Origin of the sequence: Loktanella salsilacus, assembly GCF_900114485.1 — a bacterium.
GTDB classification, from domain to species: Bacteria; Pseudomonadota; Alphaproteobacteria; order Rhodobacterales; family Rhodobacteraceae; genus Loktanella; species Loktanella salsilacus.
Map to the genome: position 1 here is coordinate 108,915 of NZ_FOTF01000009.1, position 22,284 is coordinate 131,198.

11 protein-coding genes and 1 pseudogene are annotated in these 22,284 nt (G+C 61.3%); 5 read left to right on the forward strand and 7 right to left on the reverse strand.

The features are described 5' to 3' along the window. Positions 1–10 precede the first annotated feature (10 nt). Genes BM131_RS09965 through BM131_RS09975 form a run of 3 tightly spaced genes read right to left on the reverse strand, consistent with a single transcriptional unit; the run spans position 11 to position 3,040 of the window. Positions 11–832 (reverse strand): methyltransferase, TIGR04325 family, encoded by an 822-nt coding sequence (locus BM131_RS09965; RefSeq protein WP_090189023.1) that lies wholly within the window; start codon positions 830–832, stop codon positions 11–13. Further along, positions 829–2,346, reverse strand: coding sequence for an oligosaccharide flippase family protein (locus BM131_RS09970; RefSeq protein WP_175499268.1), 1,518 nt, complete (start codon positions 2,344–2,346; stop codon positions 829–831). Before BM131_RS09970 ends, BM131_RS09965 begins: the two co-directional genes overlap by 4 nt. Next, the gene (locus BM131_RS09975) at positions 2,336–3,040 is read right to left on the reverse strand and encodes a sugar transferase (RefSeq protein WP_090189026.1); all 705 of its coding nucleotides are present in this window, start codon (positions 3,038–3,040) and stop codon (positions 2,336–2,338) included. Before BM131_RS09975 ends, BM131_RS09970 begins: the two co-directional genes overlap by 11 nt. A 303-nt stretch (positions 3,041–3,343) precedes the next feature. On the opposite strand from BM131_RS09975, the gene BM131_RS20255 reads away from it, so the two are divergent. Beyond that, positions 3,344–3,502: a hypothetical protein gene (locus tag BM131_RS20255; protein ID WP_175499270.1), complete on the forward strand. Its 159-nt coding sequence runs from the start codon at positions 3,344–3,346 to the stop codon at positions 3,500–3,502. Here the strand turns inward: BM131_RS20255 and BM131_RS09980 are convergent. The 4 genes and pseudogenes from BM131_RS09980 to BM131_RS09990 all read right to left on the reverse strand — a co-directional run bounded on the left by BM131_RS09980 (position 3,484) and on the right by BM131_RS09990 (position 16,168). Continuing rightward, positions 3,484–6,318, reverse strand: coding sequence for a condensation domain-containing protein (locus BM131_RS09980; RefSeq protein WP_090189028.1), 2,835 nt, complete (start codon positions 6,316–6,318; stop codon positions 3,484–3,486). The two genes, BM131_RS20255 and BM131_RS09980, sit on opposite strands and share 19 nt — an antisense overlap. Further along, complete coding sequence (locus BM131_RS20415; protein ID WP_342713963.1) at positions 6,315–8,144, reverse strand: non-ribosomal peptide synthetase; 1,830 nt, start codon at positions 8,142–8,144, stop codon at positions 6,315–6,317. Before BM131_RS20415 ends, BM131_RS09980 begins: the two co-directional genes overlap by 4 nt. An 18-nt stretch (positions 8,145–8,162) precedes the next feature. Beyond that, positions 8,163–14,180, reverse strand: a pseudogene (locus BM131_RS09985) (aminotransferase class III-fold pyridoxal phosphate-dependent enzyme); the annotation flags it as partial. Next, entirely contained in the window at positions 14,177–16,168 is a 1,992-nt protein-coding gene (locus BM131_RS09990; RefSeq protein ID WP_090189030.1) for a non-ribosomal peptide synthetase, read from the reverse strand. The pseudogene BM131_RS09985 and the gene BM131_RS09990, both read right to left, overlap by 4 nt. Before the next feature lie 554 nt (positions 16,169–16,722). Here BM131_RS09990 and BM131_RS09995 point away from each other — a divergent pair. The 4 genes from BM131_RS09995 to BM131_RS10010 are packed head-to-tail and all read left to right on the forward strand — an operon-like array spanning position 16,723 to position 22,283. Continuing rightward, positions 16,723–18,066, forward strand: coding sequence for a hypothetical protein (locus tag BM131_RS09995; RefSeq protein ID WP_090189032.1), 1,344 nt, complete (start codon positions 16,723–16,725; stop codon positions 18,064–18,066). Continuing rightward, positions 18,063–19,001: a glycosyltransferase family 2 protein gene (locus BM131_RS10000; RefSeq protein ID WP_217646855.1), complete on the forward strand. Its 939-nt coding sequence runs from the start codon at positions 18,063–18,065 to the stop codon at positions 18,999–19,001. The genes BM131_RS09995 and BM131_RS10000 overlap by 4 nt, the downstream gene beginning before the upstream one ends. Next, positions 18,988–20,247: a glycosyltransferase family 4 protein gene (locus BM131_RS10005; RefSeq protein ID WP_090189033.1), complete on the forward strand. Its 1,260-nt coding sequence runs from the start codon at positions 18,988–18,990 to the stop codon at positions 20,245–20,247. The genes BM131_RS10000 and BM131_RS10005 overlap by 14 nt, the downstream gene beginning before the upstream one ends. A gap of 29 nt (positions 20,248–20,276) precedes the next feature. Further along, positions 20,277–22,283 (forward strand): hypothetical protein, encoded by a 2,007-nt coding sequence (locus BM131_RS10010; RefSeq protein ID WP_090189035.1) that lies wholly within the window; start codon positions 20,277–20,279, stop codon positions 22,281–22,283. Position 22,284 lies beyond the last annotated feature (1 nt).

Sequence of the window (22,284 nt, forward strand, 5' to 3'; positions counted from 1 at the left end):
CGCGGGATACCTATTTCTGGAATGTCTTGCACCGCAGCACATATCCCCGGCTTTCGCTGCGACCAAGCCACGGATGCGTCGAGATAACGTGGCCCAAATCCGGGATATTCCAGCTATCCAGAATGTCATATCCCATGACATTGATTTGCGCCTCGAATATGCTTCGGTTGCGCATGCGATAGGGCACGCAGCCTGCTCCGATCTTTTCGATCGTATAAAGCTCTGGCCCGTCTCGTAGAGCCACCTTGTTAAGAATGATATATTCGGGCCGATCGGGCAAGGTTGCGACGAAGTCTGGAAATGCGATATCCTGATATTGCAGCAGGCCTGAACACAGCAGGATCTGCGCCGCTGGCAGCGTTGTCACATCAGTATGAAACGCGATTTCGACTGGCAGGCCGCCGCGACCTTGGCGGCGACGGGCGGCGTGGACGATTGCGGGCAGATCGTAAACATTCCAGCGGATCGGCCGCAGATCTATCAGGTCTTGGAACGCGATATATTTCGTGCCGAAATGTCCGCCTGCATCAATCAAAGCGTCGGCATCAGGCAGAAAACGTTGCAGCCAGAACATCACCGGATAGTCCCACGCGGTGCGCTGACACATCAGATCGAATGACACTTCTGAAATGGCCGCGTCGTCGTACCCTTGCCCGCCGCGCCGGATGACCGCCTCTTGCGCGGCAGCGCGGGTGTCAAAGGCACCGGAAAAGTGCCGCGCCCGCGGCGTGCGCGTGACCGCCCGCGCGATGGCGGCACCTGGTAGGGCCCTCGCTTGGCGCAGGACCGCGCGCAGACGTTTGCCAAGGCGGGGCGATGCGGAAACGGTCATGACAAAGTTCCTTGCTGTACGGGATCAGGGCGAAAAGCCGCCGCGATTTGGTCCCAGAAAGGCCGGTCCAGCAGCATGAGCGCGATCACATAGACACCGCCGCTCATAAGCCCGAAGGCCACCGCGCGCACCAACTGGGGCCAGTCAACGCCAATTGGGCTGGCGCGCAGGACAAGAAGCGTAATCAGACCCAAAGTCAGGGGCAAAACCGTGCTGCGCAAGGCCTTCGCAATCCCGGCTAGCCCAATATTGGCATGACGCGTAAACAGGTGCAGCGTCAGCAGCATGATCCCACTATTCACCGCCAGCTGCGACCAGGCCAACGTCATAACCCCCAGCGGGGCTGCGACGCAGGTCGCCCCAACCGAGACCGCAAAAATAATCGCCGTAAAGGCCGGCAGCCGCCGCGTCTGGCCGCAGATCGACAACAGCGGTTCAGTCAGGATACCCGGCAGCATCAGAATCGGACACAGCGCTAGAATAGCGACCAGAACGCCTGCAGGCTGCCATTCCGGCCCCAGCAACCCGGCGACGATTTCGCCATGCATGACGCTAAGCCATAGGAACAGCGGTGTGCCGATGGCCATCAGGACCTTTAGGTGCCGGGCGACCTGCTGCTCTATCCGCGCGGCGCGGCCCTCGACCTGGCCAGCGTCACGGGCCCGGCGCAGCAGGGTCCAAGCCAAAAGTTGTCCGGGCACAGCGACTAGCTCATAGGCCGCACCGACCAGACGCTCTGCCACGCGGAAGTAGCCGACAGCGATCGGTCCTAGGAAAGCGCCTAGCGCCAGCGTTATGAAATGAAGTCGCACGTTGATCAGCATCCGCGATGACAAAATCTGCACCGAGAAGGTCCAAAGCTCTTGCCGCACGGTGGCAGGCAGGCCCCATGCGGGGATGCGGCGCGTGATGGCAAAACTTAGGATCAGCGCGGTCCCTTGATAGGTTAGCCGTCCATAGACGAGCGATAGCACCCCGGCTCCTTGAAACAGGCAGATCACTGTCACTGCACCGCCGACCAACTCGCTTGTGATTTCGATAATGGCGGCGGTTTTGATCCGGTTCAGCCAGATCAAAACCCCCTTTTGCGCGGTGAAAACAGTCGCCAACGCGATCCACAGGCAAAAGAGCATGGATAGCGCGGTCAAATCAGGCGCAAGCCCGAAGCCCTTTGCCGCCTGCGTTCCCGCAAAGCCGACAGCGGCGAAGGCAAAGCCGCTTAGAACTGCGATCATGACGACCTGATAGGGCGTATTGTCCCCGTCGGACCGCGTCATGATAAAGGGGGCCCACCCCGCCTCGGCCAGACGCAACAGCAAGATGGCGCAGGCCGACACGATAGCGAAGGTGCCAAATTCCACCGGCCCCAACAAACGCGCGGCGAGTACAAACACCGCGAATTGAGAGACTTGGGACACCAGACGCTCTGTCACCGTGACGGCAATGTCGCCCGCTGTCTTGCGGCCCGCATTTAGGGCTGGGCCCTGCCCTTTGGGCGAGCGATCAGTATGCACCGCGTCCCCGCAAAACAACGCCAACCGTACGCAGCAGGATTTTCAGATCCCCCCAAAGGGAATGCTGCCGTGCGTATTGCACATCAAGCGCGACCCGTTCGTCATAGCTGGTATCGCTGCGCCCGCTGACCTGCCACAGGCCGCTGATCCCCGGCCGCACCGACAAGTAGTGACAGAAATCGTCGCCATAATTCACGATCTCGCTCGTCGTGATAGGTCGCGGCCCGACAAGGCTCATGTGGCCCATCAGCACGTTAAACAGCTGCGGCAGCTCGTCCAGACTGGACCGGCGCAGATAGCATCCAATAGGCAGGATGCGCGGATCATGGCGTAACTTTTGGGTCTGCACCCATTCGCGCAAATCGTCGGGATTGGCCTTGAGATGGGCGGCCAGCACGTCGTCTGCGTTCACACACATGCTGCGGAATTTCAGGCATTGAAAGCGAACGCCGTGGCGTCCGATCCGGGTGTGGCGAAACATGATGGGACCGGGATGGAAGATCGCAAGCACCGCTATGATCAACAGCATCGCCGGCAGAAAAAGTAAGAGCAAAAGGCTAGACGCGATGACGTCAAAAGCCCGCTTTCTGCGGTCAGCTTTGCCCCAATCTGCTCTGGCCTGATCGGTCGGAGACACCGCCTGAAGTGGAGCAGACGGCAGCGGGACAGAATGGACGACTTTTGCTGTCGTCATAATCGTTCGTAGGTTTAAATTAGTAGACACTTTGTAAATTCCCCCAAGTAAATTTCTTCATTTCGGGATGCGATCCGGGTAATTCCGGACAGTGCAGCAGTTATCCCGATCAAACGTGCAGAATAGATTTCGTCATAAATGGTGCCATCGACACCTCTTTGTTGGGCGTGATGTGCGGCGTAAAAACCGCGTTCAGGCAGGGATTTTTGGCGTAGCCGATGAAACGTTGCCCGGTGACGGGTCCTGCTTTATGTCCAACCACACAGATAAAACCCACGGTACCATCAGATGGAGGCATGCTGCGTGCGTCAGACAAATCGCGACACGGCCTTAGCGCCAGACGCCAAGCCGCAAGTGGCCTTGGCGGGTTGGACAGCGCAGCGCGGGTTTGCCCTGCGATTGGCAGCCGTCGTGTTTTGCGTCGCTGTGTGGTCTGCTGTGATCTATTGGGCATTGGCCTGATCCTTTTCACCGGACGCAGCATCGTCGAACGTCTGCAGCAACGCTTCGATTTTTGTGGCCGCGTCAGCAATACCGCGATTGCGCCCCTGCTCGGCCGACACATCGGGCAGATAAACCGTTTCCATCGGACCGGTGATCAGATCGCCCCAGCCCATCGTCGTGTCAAACCCTGCGCCGCGCGGTGAATCGTTCGTGACAATGTGCAGCACCCGCCCGTTATACGGCTTTGGTTCATGGACATCGCGCGCATCTGTCAAATAGGCGATAAAGGCTTCCTGTTCGGCCTTCAGGTCAGTGTAGCGCACCCGTTCCATCAGCCCCAGGCGCACGGCCGCATTCAGCAAACCGGTTGCCCGGATCAGGCGAAAGGTGCCAAGGAACGCCGGCACGGACATCGTACCCTGCGCCACGCGGTGCAGGCGCACCTTTAGGAAATGCAGCCGATTGCGCCAACGCGTTGACCAGCTTGCATCGACATCGCGGGCATATTGCGGGGCCCAGACGTCTTTCATGATCACGGCGGCGACCTCTTCTCCCTTGGCCTGCAATTGGCGTGCAACCTCGATCGCAAGGTTGCCGTGCACGCAGATGCCGAACAGGGCGTAGGGACCGTGCGGCTGGGCAGCTTGCAGCGCCTCAAGGAACTGGGTCGCGATCTGTTCAAACGGGCGCGGGTCTAGTGTGTGCCCCTGTGCCTTATCGTAGATGCGCAGCGACATGGCCGGACGCGGCACACTCATGTTATCGGCCAGCGCATAGGTGATGTTGGCGTTGTTGATCGCCACAAGCGGGATCCCCGTGCCATCCTCTTGCAAGGTGACCACGCGCCAGTCCCGCTCTGCCGCGAGGCGAGAGGCTGGCTTTTGGCCTCGCGCCAAGTGGCGAGCCAAGGTGCGCAAAGTTGGGTTCTGGAAAACGTCGGCCAAGGTCATCCGGTGGCCAAATTCAGCCTCGATGCGCGCCAGAAGGCGGACAATCAGCAACGAATGGCCGCCCAGATCAAAGAAGCTGGTCGTCTGCGGTACGTCCTTGATGCCCAGAACATCGGACCAGATCGGAACCAACCGCGCGGCAATATCAGCGACGCTATCGCCGGAAACCGCCTCTGCCCCTTGCACGCCTGCGGGCGCCGCCCCGACGGCGGCGGCCAGTGGCAACTGCGCCTTGATGACACGCCCGCCCGCATCGCGTGGCAAAGACTGCAAAATGCTGATCCCGTCCACCGACAGGGCTGCGCCAAGGTGCGTGTGCAGCAGCCCCGGCAGCACCTCTAGCGGCATCAGCGCTGCGTCCGGTGCTAGGGTGACAAAGGCATGGCGTGCACGGCGGCCGCCTTGCGCCGCATAGGGCACGACGGCGGCAGCTGCGACGCTGTCATGGGTCTGCAAGGCGGCCTCTATCCGCGACAACTGCAGCGCGTCATCGGTCCGGGCTTGCGGGCCCTGCGACAGGTGCGGCATATCCGACAACAGGCAGTCTGGATGATCGAAGGCCAGCGCAAAGCACGATTGCCACAGATCAATAAGCTCTTGCGCCGTGGCGGCATCGAACATGTCCGAATTGTATTCTAGCGTCATCCGCCAGCCGCTGCTGCGGCCGATTAGTGAAAAATTCAGATCGTGCAGCGCGCCGGGCGCGTGGGAAGGTGCGCTGGATAGCGTAAAGCCGCCGTATTGCGCCGTTTCCATAAAGACGTTCTGAAGCAAATAGTTAACCGACACCAATGGCGTGCGAGACGCATCGCGGGCGGGGTTTAACGTCTCAACCAGTTTGTTGAACGGCACTGTTTGTCCGATCAGCGCATCGGTGACCGCATGGCGGGCGCGGTCCAGATGATCGCCTAGCGATGTGTCGCCCGCTGTCGCAAAACGCAAGACGACGGTGTTGATGAACACACCGATCAGCGGCTCCAGCTCGACTTCGCTGCGTCCAGCGACCTGCGATCCTAGCAGCACCTCTGGCGCATCAGCGCAGCGGGCCAGCAACGCGCTTAGAACGCCCGCGCCATAAGCAAAGGTCGACATGCCGCGCTTGCGGGCTTCGGACTCCAGCCTTTTGCCCCATGCGGGTGACAGATCCGCTGTTACGACCGCACAGGCGGTGCTGCGCTGAAGGGGCCTTGGAAAATCTGGTGGCACCTCGAAATAAGGTGCGTCGCGCAGTTGATCACAGACCGGGCCTAGTTCGGCAGCGAAAGCCTCGCTGTCGAAATAGTCGGCCTGCCACAGGGCGTAATCGCCAAATTGCAGGGCCAGTTCCGGCAGTTTTGCTGTCCGCCCCCCATCCAGCGCTGCGGCAAAAGTGCCAACTTCGCGCCCAAGCACCCCGATGGACCAGCCGTCAAAACAGATGTGATGCACGGTGATCGCTAGCACCGCATGGTCATTGCCAAGGCGGATCAGGACCACGCGCAGCTGACAAGGCTCTGTCAGATCAAAAGGTTGCACGGCGCTTTCGCTGGCAATCTGATCAATGCGGCTTTGCTGCTCTGCTGCCGGCGTGTTGCGGATGTCGATGTCCGACAGTTTAAAACGGGCTTGCGGGGCCACCTCTTGGACCGGGCGATCCTGATCCGCGACAAACCGTGTCCGCAGGGATTCATGGCGGGCTATGACTGCCTGAAACGCGGCCTCGATTGTGGCGGCGCTAAAGGTGCCGTTGATGTTCCACCGAAAGGCCACGTTCAGGGCCGGATCCCCGGGGTTCATCTGATCCAGAAACCAGAACCGTTCCTGGGTCGCGCTGCAAGGAAAGCGCAGCGGTGCAGCCTCTGGCGCGGGGGTCGTTAATGGCATGGTATCGACAGGGGCGGTCATGCTGTCGCCCCCGCGCCGCGCCGCGCGCCATTGCGGAAATCCTTCAAGGACGGTGCCTTAGGTTTTGCCGCGCGGGTTTGCATCAAGGCCGCAGCCCCTGCGATGGTCGGGGCCTGCATCAGATGACGCGCCTCTAGCCCCAGATCGCGGTCTAACATCCGCGCCGCAATGCGAAAAATGCCGAGCGAGTCGATGCCCAGATCAAACAGGCTGTCATCAATGCTAAGCTCGTCCAGCCCCAGTACGTCCTGCCAGATCGCGACAAGATCACGCTCTAGTTCTGTTTCGGGTGCTCGGACACGGCGGCCCGCGTCGGTTGGTGCCGCGGCAACCAGCGCAGGCAAGGCGCGGCGGTCCAGCTTGCCGTTACCAGTTTCGGGCAGCGCGTCGATGGCCTGCAGGCGCTGCGGCACCATATAGGCGGGCAGTTTCGCGGACAGGGCTTTGGTGATCTCAGCCGGCTGCGGGGCATCCGTATCGGCGACATAGAAACCAGCCAGCAACGAACCTGTCGGCCCTTCGCGCAAATCCACGGCGGCGGAGCGGATGCCGTCCACGCTGCGCATGGCCGCTTCAATCTCGCTCAGCTCTATACGGAAGCCGCGCAGCTTGATCTGACCGTCGCGCCGTCCCAGCAGGCGGATCGTGCCGTCCGGCAACCGCTGTGCCAGATCGCCGGTACGGTAAAGCCGTGTCGGCCCCGCGCCGGGGACATCGACGATACGGTAGGCGGCGTCCGTCAGATCAGGCCGGTGAAGATAACCAATGGCAAGGCCGGCTCCGCCGATGTTCAACTCTCCCGTCACGCCGGGCGGCACCAGGTTTCCGGCGTCGTCCATGACGTGCAACACTGTGTTCGCGATAGGATCGCCAATGGTGACATGGCCGTCCGTGACACGACCGCAAGACGACCAGATCGTTGTCTCTGTCGGGCCGTACATATTCCAGACCTCGCCGCCAAAGGACACCAGCCGTTCGGCAAGATCACGCGGAAGCGGCTCGCCTCCGGTTAGGATTTTAAGCGTCGGCATTGGTTTCAGCCCCGCCTCTAGCAGCATTTGCCACAAGGTCGGCGTGGCTTGCAGCACGGTGATGTCGCCCTGCGCCAAACGGTCGACCAGCGGGAATGCTTCGCGCACGTCCGAGTCCGTCGCGATCACTGTCTTTGCACCGACGGTCAGCGGCAGGAACAGCTCTAGCCCTGCAATGTCAAAGCTAACCGTGGTGACGGACAGGATCGCATCGCTTGCCGACAGTCCGGGGCGGTCGGCCATCGCGGTCAGGAAATTCAGCAGCGCGCCGTGCGACACCTCTACGCCCTTGGGAGTCCCGGTCGAGCCGGAGGTGAAGATCACATAGGCCGCGTCTTCGGCAGAGCCGCCGCGGTGCAGCTCGTCCAGTGTGGCATCAGGATAGCTGGCGCTGGCGCGGATCGCGGCAAGGTCCAATCCGCTGATCGCGTCAGTCACATCGCCGTCGTAGATCAACCCGGCGACACTTGCTGCCGTCAGCGTCGCGCGGTGGCGCGCGACGGGGTGATGCGGGTCAAGCGGCACGTAGGCATGTCCGGCCTTCAGCACAGCCAAAAGCGCCACCAGCATATCGGCAGAGCGTTCCACCATCACAGCAACCCTCTGGCCGTGCTGCGGAATCTGGCGGCGGATTTCAGCGGCCAAGCGGTCGCTTTGCCGGGCCAGCGTGGCATAGCTGCGCGGCCCGCCTGCGTCCTCAACAGCGATGGCATCGGGGGTTGCGGCGGTTTGCGCCGCGATCATCTGTTCCAAGCGCGCGTGCTTTGGCGGGACCTGGCCAGTATCGTTACCCATGGCGGCCAGTTCGGCGGCCTGCGCCGCACTTATCAGCGGCACCGCTTGCAAAGGGGTCTGCATATCGCGGGCTGCGGCTGCGAGTACGGATTGATAATGCTCGCACCAGCGGGCTACGGTATCCGCGTTCAACACGTCTGTTGCATAGGTCAGATCGATACGCAGGCCTTGGCGGCTTTCGGTGACGTTAAAGATCAGATCAAAGTTGGTATAGGCGCGCGGGTTCGACGAAAGTGTCGCCGCGATCCCGTCAAAGCCGAAATCAGCGGGCTGTTGGTCAAGGTTGAACTGAACTTCTGTCAGGGGCTAACGTGATACATCGCCGCGATCTGCCAACCCATGCACGATGGTGCCATAAGTCGTGTCGCCGTGGTCGAAACAGTCCAGCACGCGGGTGGATACGGCCTTCAGGTGGTCGGCCAATGTTGTGTCCGCGTCCGTCGCGACCTGCAGCCGCACCGGCAAAAGGTTGACGCAATGACCCACCAGACGGTCATCAGGCAAGAGCGTTTGCCCGGCAGTTGGCACCGCCAGCGTGATATCGTCCGACCCGCTGAGCCGGGACAGCAGCGCCGCCAGTGATCCGGCCAGCGCGCCGAACAGCGTCACCCCCTCGCGCCCGGCAGCACGCTTGAGCGTTTTGGCAAGATCCGCGTCAATCAGATGCACATGCGTCGCCCCGGCGAAACTGCGCTGACCATCGCGGCGGGTATCTAGCGGCAGCTCTGGCAGGTCGGGGGCCTTTGGAAAGGTCGCTTTCCAAAATGTATCGGTTGCAGCGCTGGGGGTGCGGTCACCATGACTACAAGCATAGGCCGCAAAGCTGGCAGGCGGCGGCAGATCGGCCTGCCCGCCCTGCACAGCGGCGTTATACAGCGCCGCCAGCTCTTCGATCACCAGATAGCTGGACCAACCATCACAGACGATGTGGTGCATCGTGAATAACAGAACATGATCGTCCGGTGCCAGCCGCGCAAGCGCCGCGCGAATAAGCGGGCCGTCCGTCAGATCAAACGGCATTGCAGCATCGGCCGCGATCAGGTTGTCCAGACCGTCTTGGTTCACGTCAATAGGGTCTAGCGTCAGGGACAGCGCTGGCATGACCCGCGCCGCCTGACCAGAGGCGTCAAAGGACAGGCGCAGCGCGTCGTGCCGTGCGATCACTTTATTCAGCGCGGTCTGTAGCGCCTTTGCATCCAGATCGCCCTGCAACCGCAGACTGGCGCTTTCGATGAACACGCCAGAGGCGGCCTTGCCCATTTGCGCGGACATCCAGACCTCTGTCTGCGGCGCGGTTAGTGGGATGGTGTCGGTGCCAGTTTTCGTTGTGGGCTTTGTACCCTTTGGGTCATCGTCCGTGCTGTCACCGGTCAAAATGCCCACGGACTGCAGTTGATCCAAAGCGTCCGCAAAAACCATTGCCACGTGTTTAAAATCATTTTGGGTATGGGCGGTCGTGAAAAACCAAGGATAGCCGTCGTGCACGTGCACCCCGCCCAGACGCATCATGGGGTGGAGCAGCGCGGCGCGCGGATCAAGAGATGACAGGTTGACGATCATCCAGCTGGAAAAGCCGATAATCGCAGGCGGCAGACCGCGCGCCTGCAATGCGGCATTCATCTGGTCGCGTAGCGCTTCAGTCTGCGGGGCGATGCGGTCATACAGCGCCGCACCCGGCCCTGCGACATGGTCAAGCACGGCAGAGACCGCCGCCAGCACCAAAGGATGCCGCACAAAGGTGCCAGCAAAAAAGGTCGGCGGCACCTCTGGTGCGCTATCATCGCCAAAGGACCAGAAGCCGCCATCAAGGGCGTCAAGGAACCGCTTCGATCCCGCCAGCACACCAACCGGCATGCCGCCGCCAACAACCTTGCCATAGGTCGCCATATCCGGGGTGATGTTCCACAACTGCTGCATCCCGCCCGGGGCCACGCGGAAACCGGTGACAATCTCGTCCATGATCATCGCGGCGCCGCAAGCGGCGGTAATACGGCGGATTTCCTCGCAAAACGCGCGGGGGCGGTGGTCCGGCCTGCGGCTTTGCACGGGTTCGACCAGTACCGCGGCGATGTCGTCCGCGTTATCTTGAATCCAGTTCAGCGTGTCCTGCGTGCCATAGGTTAGCACGACCATATTCGCGACCGAAGAGGACGGTACGCCCGACACAGCAGGCAGCGCCGTTGGGTCGCCCGACGCGCGGCCTTTGACCAGCACCTCGTCGAATTGGCCGTGGTAGTCACCTTTGAAGGTCACAATTGTCTCTCGCCCGGTGACCGCGCGGGCAAGGCGCATAGCGGCCATCACCGCCTCTGATCCGGTGTTGCAGAACGTAGCGCGGTCGTGACCGGTAATGGCAAGGAATTTTGCTGCAACTTCGTGGGCTAGCGGCGTTTGCGGGCCGATGGGAAATCCTTTGGCCATCTGGGCGCTGACAGCGTCGGTCACAAAGTCTGGCGAATGGCCAAATGCAGTCTGACCAAAGCCGTTGACCAGATCGATAAACTGGTTGCCATCCGTATCGGTCAGGTAAGCGCCTTTTGCCGTCTCGGCGATCACAGGAAACACCAGTTCTTTCCATTCGGGGCGAAAGCCAGCGGCGGTGCGGGGATCGGCAAGTTTACGGCGGTAATCCTGCGTCCGGGATTTTGATGTAGGAAACTTGGCGCTGTAGTCATCGCAAAGCGCGGCAATAAAAGCCGTCTGCGCCGGAGTAAAATCAGCAAGCTGGGCCGCACGGCGGTTCAAATCGTGGCGCGTATCAGGTGCATCTGCAGATGCGGCGACGGGCGGGCGGCCTTTTGGCGCAGCGGCAGGTGCCAGTGGCGCTGTTGTCATCGCGGCCGCTGCGGGGGATGCGCTGGCGAACGTGCGAAGCTGGGTGTCAAAAAGCGATAGCATCGCTTGCGTCTGCGCCTGCATCAACCCGGCCACATCGCCCGATACAGGCACGGCTGGCGGGACAGGTTGCGCCGTTGCAGCAGTGGATACCGGGGCCGGGGTTGGTGCTGTCGCGGCCGCGGGCGGCGGTGCCACTTCGGCCGGAAGAACATCGTCCAGATGTGCCACCAAAACCGCGACACTTGGGAAGGCCCCCATCAACTGGCGAAAGGTCAGTGTGACATCAAAGGTGCGGGCCAGCCGCTGGGTGACTTGCCCCAGCAGCAGCGAGTCGAAGCCAAGCTCTAGAAAGGTGCAATCGGCGTCGGCGGCGGTAAAGCTGTCGCCGGACAAATCCGACAGAATGGACAGGACTTGTTCAGTCAACGTGTCCGTGCGGGAAACGGTGGTCATGATCGGTTCCTCAGGCTTTGTATTCGAAATTTGCGGTGACATGATGGGCGCGGCGTACGCGGCCTGCTGGCGGGCCTGCGGCACAGGTGGGTCGATCCAGTGGCGCGATTTCTCAAACTGGTAACCGGGCAGGCTCGTCCGCCGTCCCGGCACTGTGCGGTTGGCCGCCCAGTCGACAGCGCCCCCAGCGGACCAAAGCGCACCGACAGCGCCCGCCATTTGCGCAGCGTCGCCCGCCGGATCGTCGTGATCGGGCAGCGACTGAATGATGGCAGCGCGGGCATCTTTTGCCACCGCCTGTGCCGCAAATGCGCTTAAGGTGCGGCCGGGGCCGACCTCTATCAATGCGGGCGGCTGGCTGCCGGCGCAAAGCGTGCGGATGCCAGCGTCGAAATCGACGGCAGCGCGGCAGTGCTGTGCCCAATACGCGGGATCTGTGGCTTGATCGTCGGTGATCCAGGTCCCCGTCACGCAAGAGACATAAGGGATGCGCGGCGGCGCAAAGCTGTGGCGCGCGGCCTCAGCCTGAAGCGCGGTGGCGACAGGATCCATCATGGCAGAGTGGAAGGCATGCGAGGTATGCAGCTCTCGGCAAGGGATATCCTGCGCGCTAAGCTGCGCCGCAAGGTCCGCAATCGCGTCCAATGGACCAGCAAGGACTGTCATCTGGGGCGCGTTGCGGGCGGCAATGTCGATGGTGTCCGGTAGCAGGCCAATCAGCGCATCAGTGCCCGCGCGCACGGACAACATGGCGCCCGGCGGCTGGTCCTGCATCAGTCGGCCCCGCGCGGCGATCAAGGACAGACCAGTGTCGAACGTCATAACACCGGCATGGGTCGCGGCGGCAAATTCGCCAACCGAATGGCCGATCATCGCACTTGGCCTAACGCCGCGGTCCAGCCACAACTGCGCGGTGGCGTATTCGATCAGATAAAGCGCGGGCTGCGTGATGGCGGTGTCGCGCAGAACACGGGCGGCGGCCTTGGGGTCGTCACTGCGATAGATCAGCTCTGCCAGATCAAGGCCAAGCGCGGGGCGCAGGGCCTCGCTGCCAGCGTCGATGATTTTGGCGAAGGCGGGTTCAGTGGCGTAAAGCCCCTGCCCCATGCCCGGATATTGCGCGCCCTGCCCGGGAAACATGAATGCGACGGGCGGCGCGTCCTTGGCCGCTTTCACTGCGCGCATTGGCGCGCGCAGGGCTGCTGCGGCCTCGCAGGCCGTGGCGGCAACAACATGGGTGCGCAGATCAAAGGCGCGGCGGCCCTCTTGCAAGGTCAAAGCAACGTCTGCCAAAGGCGGCGCATCCGGTGCATCAAGGGCATCCGCCAGCGCAAGGGCTTGGGCCGCCAGCGCCGTATCCGTGCGGGCGGATAAGGGCAGAATGTGAAGCCCGCCATCGGGGCTTGGCACTGGCACAGGCGCTTCCTCTAGCACCAAATGCGCATTGGTGCCGCCGACCCCCATAGAGGAAATGCCAGCGCGCAGCGGTCCGGCCTCTACCCAAGGGGTCGCGATTTGCGGAATGCGGAACGGGCTAGTCGCAAGATCAATCCGAGGGTTCGGCGAGGTATAGTTTGCAAGCGGCGGGATGACCCTGTCATGCAGCATCAGCGTCGTCTTGATCAGCCCCAACACCCCTGCAGCGGCATCGCAATGGCCGATATTCGCTTTGCTGGACCCCAGCGCGATACGGCCCTGATCGACGCCTGCAAAGGCCTGCTTGAGCCCTTCAAATTCAATCGGATCGCCTAGGGGCGTGCCGGTGCCGTGGCATTCAACATAACCGATGGACCCAGGGTCCACGTCGGCAATGCCCTGCGCCATCGCAATGACCATGGCCTGACCCGTCACGCTGGGCGCGGTAAAGGCGATCTTGTCATTGCCGTCATTGTTCAGCGCACTGCCGCGAATGACCGCATAGATCCGGTCGCCATCCGCCAGCGCGTCCTCATACCGGCGCAGGACCACAACGCCCGCGCCGTGGCCAAAGACCGTGCCCGTCGCAGACGCATCAAAGGGGCGGCAGTGACCGTCATGGGACACCATCCCGCCCTCTTGATAAAAATAGCCGCGTTCTTGTGGAAATGTAATCGACACGCCGCCCGCGATCGCCATGTCGCAGTGAAACGCATCAAGGCTTTGGCAGGCCTGCGTCACCGCCACGAGCGATGTCGAACAGGCCGTCGAGACGGTTAATGCAGGCCCGGTCAGACCCATGCGGAACGCGACACGGGTCGCCAAGGTGTCACCCATCGCCCCCATGAACTGCTGGTAATCGCCCAGCTGATAGGTGGATACGAAATCCTCTATCGTGGCGCGATCAGTCAGCACGTTGTTCAGAAAATAGGTCGGCATCGAAGCGCCGCCAAAGACGCCCACAGGCCCCGGTACACGGTCCGGGTCATAGCCCGCATCCTCCATCCCCTGCCAACAGGTTTCCAAAAAGACCCGGAATTGCGGGTCAAGCAGGGCGGCCTCGCGCGGAAGCATGTTGAAGAATGGCGCGTCAAACATCGCCGCATCGTCAAGCGACGGGCGCACCGGCACATAGTTTCCACGCGCCCGTTCTGCGTCGGAAAAGTTGTCGGCCAAGGCGTCAGTGTCGTGGCGGCGGATTAGGTCACGGCCATCGCAAATGGCCTTCCAGTAGGCGTCAATCGACTCTACCCCCGGCACACGCGCCGCCATACCGACAATCGCGATCGTTCCGGGCTCTGCCTGGGCAGGAATTGAATCTTTCATCATTGGTTCCTTTGCCTGTTACGGGCGCGGGCCATTTCGGCGCGCCGCGCGGCGAGCGGATCAACAGCATAGGCCAAAGTCTCGGCTGGGGACGGTGACGGCCCCTCTAGCAGGCGGACAAGCGCGCGAACCCGAGGGGCCTGAAACATCAGGGCGATATCGAACGACCGACCAATGCGGTCCTGCAAAAGCGCATGCGCCTCGATCAGTTGCAGTGACGTGCCTCCGTGATCAAAGAAGGTCAGGTCGTCGTCGTTGATCGTTGTGTCCAGAACACCGGCCCACACGCTGCGGATTGTACCGGCCAACGTGATTGGGACAGGATGGCCGAGTGGGGCCGGTGTCTGAACCTCTGATAGACCCTGCGCAAGTTGCTTGCGGTCCACCTTGCCCGACCGTGACAGCGGGAAGGCGGATTGCAGGATCAAACGGGATGGAATGGAGGCTGCAGGCAGGATTTCACGCAGACGGTGCAAGATTTCTTGCACCGCGACGTGCTGGCCTTTGGCCGGAATAGCGAAAGCGACAACTTTTTTGCCGCCCCCCAAGCGCGGGATTGCGACTGCGGCCGCATCATCAACCGCAGGGTCCTTGCGCAGGGCATGTTCTATTGTATCAAGCTCTATCCGTTGGCCGTTGATCTTGATCTGCCGGTCGGCGCGGCCATGGAATTCAAACACACCGTCACTGCGCTCGCGCACCAGATCGCCAGTCAGATAAACCCGTACGCCGTCCGCGTGATCCAAATTCACAAAAGCCGCGTCGGTCAGATCAGGCCGGCCAAGATAACCCAAGGCTACGCCCTGCCCGCCCACTGCCAACTGCCCCATCTCGCCTCGCGGTACGGGGCGCAGGTTGTCGTCCAGCACAAAGCGTATGTCGTGGTTCAGGCCGCGCCCGATTGGGATTGGACCGCCGTCCCATTCGTCCGGGATGGTGTGAAAGCAGGTAAAGACAGCGGCCTCTGTTGGGCCATATCCGTTGATGATGCGCACATGCGGCTGGGCGCGGCGCACCGTGGCCACATGCGCAGCCGAAAGCACGTCACCGCAGGGAATAACGGATTGCAGCGGGGCCAGCAGCGCGGCGTCCTGTTCTGCAATAATGTGAAACAACCCTGCCGTGATATAGGCCGTCGTGACACCGTTGCGGGCGATGATGCTGCCAATCCGGTCAAGCGAAGGAGCCGCCTCTGGGACGACAACCAGCACGCCGCCATTGAGCAGCGCACTGTAAATCTCGCCCAAGATCACGTCGAACCCGACGGAAGCCAGGTTCAGAACGACTTGTTCATGTCCAAGCGGCACATAATCCTGCCCCCGAACCAAGCGGCAAATGCCGCGATGCGGGACCATCACGCCCTTGGGATCCCCGGTCGAGCCGGAGGTATAGATAACATAGGCGCGGTCTTCTGCGCCGATCCGAGAATGCGGATCGTCCTGAAAGACGCGCAACGCAGGGGCATCTGGTGCCGGTTCCAATGGCAGGGTGATCGCCTGACCTGTCAGCGCTGCTGCCTTTTCCTGAAATGCGGCCTGGCAGACAATCGCCTTCGGCTGGACGGCAGATACGACCGTCTTGCGGTATTGATCTGGCGTTGCCGGATCAAGTGGTACAAACGCGGCACCCAAGGCCATAATAGCCAGCTGCGCCGCGACCGTTTCAATGCTGCGCCCCGCCAGAATACCCACAAGGTCGCCCTTACGGACGCCCGCGGACTGAAGCGTTTGCGCGATCGTGCCAGCCAGACGGGATAATCCGTCATAAGTCAGCTGGCGATCGTCTTGGATAATGGCGATCCTTTGACCTCGATTAGAAACCTGAGTAAAAAACAGGTCGCATATCGAGGCCAAAAGATCCGGGCTCTGTGTAATATCATTTACGTTCTTAAATTGCGCTCGAGTTGGCAAAGCTTCCCCCTTCGAACGGTTGAGCCGCTCGTCAAATCCATTAGTAAAAATTCCTTGTCGCCCAAAAAATATGGGCTGCACCTAACGATGCGGCGATCCAGATAAATCCCGAATCTAATACCATCAATAATCGGCAAGCAGAGTTCAGCCTATTTTCGTTAACCATTCCTTAACATTAGTTAATTTCTTACCAAATAATAAGTTTTAAAATTATTACGACATTAAAAAAAACTTATACCCATAGGTTGTAGGGAAAAATATGACCTTAAACTTGGCATACCGACCAGGTAAGACAGGAACAGTGACGCAAAAATGGTCACAAAACCGCCGAAAAAATCAAAATTTGCGGAAACCCGCTTATTTCTGCCATTCGATTCGGATCACCTGCCCTACCCCATTGACACGGTGTGTAAGTTTCAATTGCCATAACACCCAGAATCTGCGATGAGATTGTACATTAGTCTATTTTCGACTGCTGATTTTTTAAGCACCGATCCTTCAGATAGCCCTTAAATCACGGGCATATATTTTATTTTTTAATTCATAGAGGGAGCAGGATCATTCAGATCTATCCTCTGACACCAGTATTTTTTCTGCTGCTGGCTATTTTCGCCTTAGGCGGCATTCATCGTATCATGATCCTTGTGGCCGTGATGATGCCCTTTGGCATGTTGGCTATCGTAGGACTGCCAAAGTTGGGCGGCTTATCGCTGCTGGCGGTCAATGTCGCCTCTGCCGCGGCCGTGGGCGCGGGTATTTTGCTGCTGCTTGGACGGCTGATGCGCGGCGACCCGATCAGGCTAGAGCCGTCGGCCATCGCCATCCTTATTTTTGCCGCCTATACGATCTTTTCCGCAACGGTTCTTGTCCGCCTTTTCAGCGGCGAAATCATGGTGTTTTCCTTGTCGCGATCAGCGGGCGGCGTGCGCGTCAGCACGGCTTTCCTTTGGGGCAAGGTTTGGCTGTCTCCGGGCAGCTCTAACATCTCTCAGACCTTCTATATCGTCTTGGCTTCGGGTCTGTTTATCGTCGCGGTCAATCAGCTTAGCCGGCGCGGCGCAGCGTTTGGCGATCAGTGCATGGCTTGGGCGGCGGGCGTCAATCTGGGGCTGGGTGTGCTTGATATGGCCGCTTTGGACCCGGTGCTGGCCTTGATCCGAACCGCCAGCTATTCCTTGATGAACGAAGCCACCGTTGCAGGCATTCCCCGCGTCATTGGCGGGTTTTCCGAATCCGCAAGTTTCGGGGCCTTTAGCGCCGTGCTTTTCGCCTATTTCGCAACCCTCGCCTTGCGGACGGGCCGCAGGCGCGATGCGGTGCTGGCGCTTGGCAACGGGGTGTTTGCCTGCCTTGCGCTATCGGCGACCGGACTGCTGGCAGTGGCCGTCGTGACCTGCATTTTAATGTTACAGGTTCAGGTGCGGGTGCCAGAGCAAACATCGCGCGGGATGCTTTTGGGGTTTGCGGTCGTGTTGGCCGCAGGCGGGCTGGGGTTGGCTGCGGCGCTCACCATGACCGACGCACCTGCGATGGTCGCCTCTGTGATCAACGATCTGATCATCAACAAATCGCAAAGCTCTTCGGGCTTGGAACGTTCTGCCTGGATGATGGGCGGATTAGAGGCGCTGCAGCAAAGTATGGGGCTGGGCGTTGGGGCAGGTTCGCTGCGGTCAAACGGGCTGTTGTTTGTCCTACTGGGCAGCGTCGGAATTCCGGGCACGGCTGCTTTCTGCGCATTCCTTATCCTGGCCTTTGGCGGGCGAGCGATCGCTGGGCAAGAGGATACGCTGGCCGCCACCCGGCTAGGTGCGGTGGCCGCGCTGGTGTCTTTGATGTTGTCCGCCACGGTGCCCGACCCGGGCGTGCCGCTTATCTTTCTGGCGGCGCTTGCGGTTGCAACGCGGCGCAATCCGGCGACCGTCGATGCAGCCCCAATGCCCCGTATGCCCCATTTGCAAACAAGGAGCCTTGTCCAATGAGCATGTCAGCCCCGCACCATCCGCGCGCGGATACCTTGCGGATCACCCTTGCGATTGCGACCCTTGGCCGCCGCACGGATCTGGGTCAGGCCCTGAACGATCTGACGCGGCAAACCCGCCGGCCGGACCGGGTCATCGTCTCGGCGACGGGTCAGGGGGATATTGACGACACTGCAGTGCGCCAATGCTGCGTACCTGTGTCGGTCATGTTTGGAGCCAAGGGTCTAACGCGGCAGCGTAACCTTGTGCTGGATCACCTAGAAGACGCGGATGTCGTCCTGTTTCTTGACGATGATTTCGTCATGGCAAACGACTTTGTGCAAAAGCTAGAGGATCTGTTCATCCGCGTACCCAGCATTGTGGTCGCTACCGGACAGGTGCAGGCCGATGGGATCGGGACGGCAGGGCTGACGCACGACGCGGCCCATGCCATTTTGGAAGGGATGCAGTCGCCTGCCCCGGATGGGTTGGTAGAGGTGAACAACGGCTACGGCTGCAACATGGCGTTTCGCACCGCACCAATCCGCGACAATGCCCTGCGCTTTGACGAAAACTTACCGCTTTATGGCTGGCTAGAAGATGTCGATTTCTCGCGCAGGGTTGCGGCATTCGGGCGTTGCGTGAAATCGACGTCATTGCGCGGCGTTCACCTTGGCACCAAGGCTGGGCGCACCAGCGGGATCAAGCTGGGTTATTCGCAAGTGGCGAACCCGTTTTACCTTATGCGCGGCGCGATCATGCAGCCGGGTCATGCGCTGCGGTTGATCGGCGGCAACATGCTGGCCAACGCGGCCAAATCGCTACGGCCTGAGCCGTGGGTCGACCGGCGCGGGCGGCTGCGCGGCAACTTTGCTGCCGTGGCGGACCTGCTGCGCGGCACCGCCCACCCCCTGCGTGTGTTAGATATGAAAGGCCGCACCGATGACCCGACCTGACCGTATTGTGATCGTGAATGACTATTCCTCGCACCAAGGCGGCGCGGGCTATCTGGCCGGCGCGCTGGCTGGTGGCTTGGCTGCACGCGGCGAACGGGTGACTGCGATCGTGGGTGACGATGGCGGCGACAGCGCGCCAACCGGGGCCGAAAGGATCGCCTTTGGCGGGGCAAGGCTGCTAGAGCAATCCGCTGCAACGGCAGCAACGCGCGGGATTTATAGTCGCGACAGTGCGCAGCAGATGCGGTCGTGGATGGCGCAGAATGACACGCCGCGCACCCTGTATCACCTGCACAATTGGTCCAATATACTGTCGCCTTCGATCTTTGATGCCTTGGCTCCTGTCGCGCATCGCACCGTCATCCATGCCCATGATTACTTTCTGGCCTGCCCGAATGGGGCTTATCTGGACTATGGCCGCGCTGCAGTGTGCAACAGAACGCCGCTTTCGCTGTCCTGCATAACGACCCGTTGCGACAAGCGGGCCCATGTACACAAATTATGGCGCGCAGCCCGGCAGGCGGTGTTGGCTACTCGACTTGCGCCGCATCTGAAGGCCGCGACCTTTGTGGCAATCCATCCGGATATGCACCCTGCCTTGCGCAGGGCCATTGAGCCGGAAAACTTAGTCACGATCCGCAACCCCGTGTCGCCCTTTGGCCACGCCGTTCCCGCGCCAGAACAACAGCGCGGCATCGTGCACATCGGGCAGGTGCAGCGACTGAAAGGGGTCTATGAGCTTGCGCAAGCGGGCCACACCCTAGGTCTGCGCGTCGATTTTTACGGCACCGGAGAGGACTTGGCTGACCTGCAGTCGCGCTTTCCTTGCCACCGTTATCACGGTTGGACAGATCGCACCGCCCTTGCGCAGCATTTGCAGCAGGCCCGCGTTGTCGTCGTCGGCTCGCAAAGCCCAGAGCCGTTTTGCCTGGCAGCCTTTGAGGCGGCTGCCACTGGCGTGCCGCTTGTGGTGTCGGATGCGATTTTGGCAGCCCGAGAGTTGACGCAGGCTGGGGTGGCCCTGCCGTTTGCGTCGGGAAATGCGGATGATCTGACGCGCGTGCTTGGGCGGGTGATGCGCGACGATGATCAGGTGGCAGCATTGGGCCGTGCGGCGCGCACGGTCGGCGCTGCGCTGGGTCACGGCATGGATGGCTGGATCGACAGCCATCTTGCCCTGTATCGCCACGTGCTGCGCCCTGCCGCGCGGGAAACCGTTCCCATCGAAAATCTGGCCCCGGCCTAAGGCCACGTAATCCACAAAGGGTGACGATCATGATTTCCAGGCGACATCTGATCCGGGCGACGGGCATCGCTGGGCTGACCTTTGGGGGGGCCAGCGCCGCGCGGGGCAAAGTGCCTGATGTGCTGCGCGATCTTTCGGATTTAGCGCAACAGCCGCCCACGCCTCATCCGGTACATGTGCCCGGTCAGGGCTGGTTCGAGGCGGCGACCGATGATCGCCCCATCGATGGCATCCTGCGCGTTGCAGGCCCGGACGGCGTGCAGTGGCGACGCATCGGCGCACATGGAACGCTGCAGCCCGCATGGTTTGCGCAGGCGCAGGATGGCCCCGATGACGCGCTGCGCCTTGGCCGCGCCATTGCGCATGCCGAAGCCCATGGCCCGCTAGCCATCGACCTAGGCGCAGCGCGCTATGATTGCCGGTCGCGGCTGGTGATTGATCCCACGGCCATCATCTTGCGCGGCAACGGTGCGGTGCTGGATTTTGCCGAAATGCCAGAACCTCCGCGCCGCGACAGCCTTGCCACGCTGCAATATGTCAAAGCCGCGCCGGGTTGGCGCTGGCAGGACGATGCACTGCACAGCGACCCCGCAGGCAGCGATGCGCTGACCCTGCCCCTGTCATTGCCGCAAAGCGGGCGCGTCCGTGTTGCGGTGACGTTAGGGGCTTTGTCCGGCTGGCAGGATTACCCCGCAGTTTTCGTCACACTCAATACCGCTGATGGCACGCAGCTTGGCGGCACGACCCTGCTGGCCCCCGGGCAGTCGATGTTCGAGGTCGAGGACCACCCCGCAGCGGCGACTTTGACACTCCGCGCCGATGGCGCAGCGCGGATCGACGCGCTGACGGTCACACCGCAAGCCACGCGAGAGGCGATCCTGATCCGCGCGACCAAGACAAGCCGGCAATACGGTCACAAATGGCTAGAGGGCATAGAAATCGCTGGCCCCGGCGGCGGCACCGCCTTGCATGGCCTGCGGTTTCAGACCGAGGCAGACGCAATGTCGTCACGCCTGCAATTGCGCGATGTGACCGTGCGCGGCTTTCATACCGGGATGATCCTGTCCCACCGCGCCTATCTGATCCGCGCCGCGGGCCTACGGATCGCTTGCGGTGTTGGCCTGCACTTTTTAGGCGGCAGCCGCGATGCAGGAGAGATGATCACCCTGACGGACAGCGTTATTGATGGCGGCCGGATCGCCATCTTGAACAACGGCGCAGAGTTCGTGCTGTCTGGCACCTCGATCGACTTTGTCGATCAGGTTGTCGTCGGGTCTGGCCGGGTGCTGCTGCAGGGTTGCCACCTAGAGATGAACCGCCCCAAGGCCGCCGACGCGCCGCTGTTCGACGTCGGCCACGGGCATATCGATATCGCAGGCGGTACCTTTATGGTGACGGGTGCAGATTTCGACGCGGGCAACCAATGCGATTACATTTTCGCCCTTCAGTCCCGCGCTGCGACCGCCGCAATGAAAGAGGTCACCGTCTACAATCTGCGCAGCCAAAGCGGCGCGCTGGCAGGGGGGCCGGGACGGCTGGATGTGTCCTTTGTACGCGGGCGGCGGCCCCGGCATATGGCCCCCTTGGTGCAACACCGTGCGGACCGGAATTTGCTGGGCGCCGCGCCGTTTGATCTGCGCAGCAGCGACACGCCCTTAGGCGCTGCAGTGCCCTATCCTAATCCGGATGCAACCTTGATAATTGATGCAGGCACACGGCACCTTTGGGTTGTTGGGCAATGCCAGCCGGGGGCAGAGGTCGGCGCGTTTTTCCGCGTTAGATCAGACACTCCGGGCACGCTTTATGCGACAGTGCAGGCGCTGCGGGGCGACGCGCGCGTGGCTATCGGCGATAGCTGGCCCGTCACGGTCACGTCGGACTGGAGCACCTATCGCAATAATTCCGCCAACACCCACCCAGAGGCCGCGGGCGACGGGCGCATGCCTGCGGGCTTTACTGAAATCGCGCTTTGGCTGGATTTGTCCCAGATGACTGGCCCTGTGGAATGCGAGGCGTTTTTTCTATGCGCCGTTTGAA

Coding starts and splice junctions, on each gene's coding strand:
- BM131_RS09965 (WP_090189023.1), bottom strand. CDS start 832: ATGACCGTTTCCGCATCGCCCCGCCTTGGCAAACGTCTGCGCGCGGTC.
- BM131_RS09975 (WP_090189026.1), bottom strand. CDS start 3,040: ATGACGACAGCAAAAGTCGTCCATTCTGTCCCGCTGCCGTCTGCTCCA.
- BM131_RS09980 (WP_090189028.1), bottom strand. CDS start 6,318: ATGACCGCCCCTGTCGATACCATGCCATTAACGACCCCCGCGCCAGAG.
- BM131_RS20415 (WP_342713963.1), bottom strand. CDS start 8,144: ATGGGTAACGATACTGGCCAGGTCCCGCCAAAGCACGCGCGCTTGGAA.
- BM131_RS09995 (WP_090189032.1), top strand. CDS start 16,723: ATGATCCTTGTGGCCGTGATGATGCCCTTTGGCATGTTGGCTATCGTA.
- BM131_RS10000 (WP_217646855.1), top strand. CDS start 18,063: ATGAGCATGTCAGCCCCGCACCATCCGCGCGCGGATACCTTGCGGATC.
- BM131_RS10005 (WP_090189033.1), top strand. CDS start 18,988: ATGACCCGACCTGACCGTATTGTGATCGTGAATGACTATTCCTCGCAC.
- BM131_RS10010 (WP_090189035.1), top strand. CDS start 20,277: ATGATTTCCAGGCGACATCTGATCCGGGCGACGGGCATCGCTGGGCTG.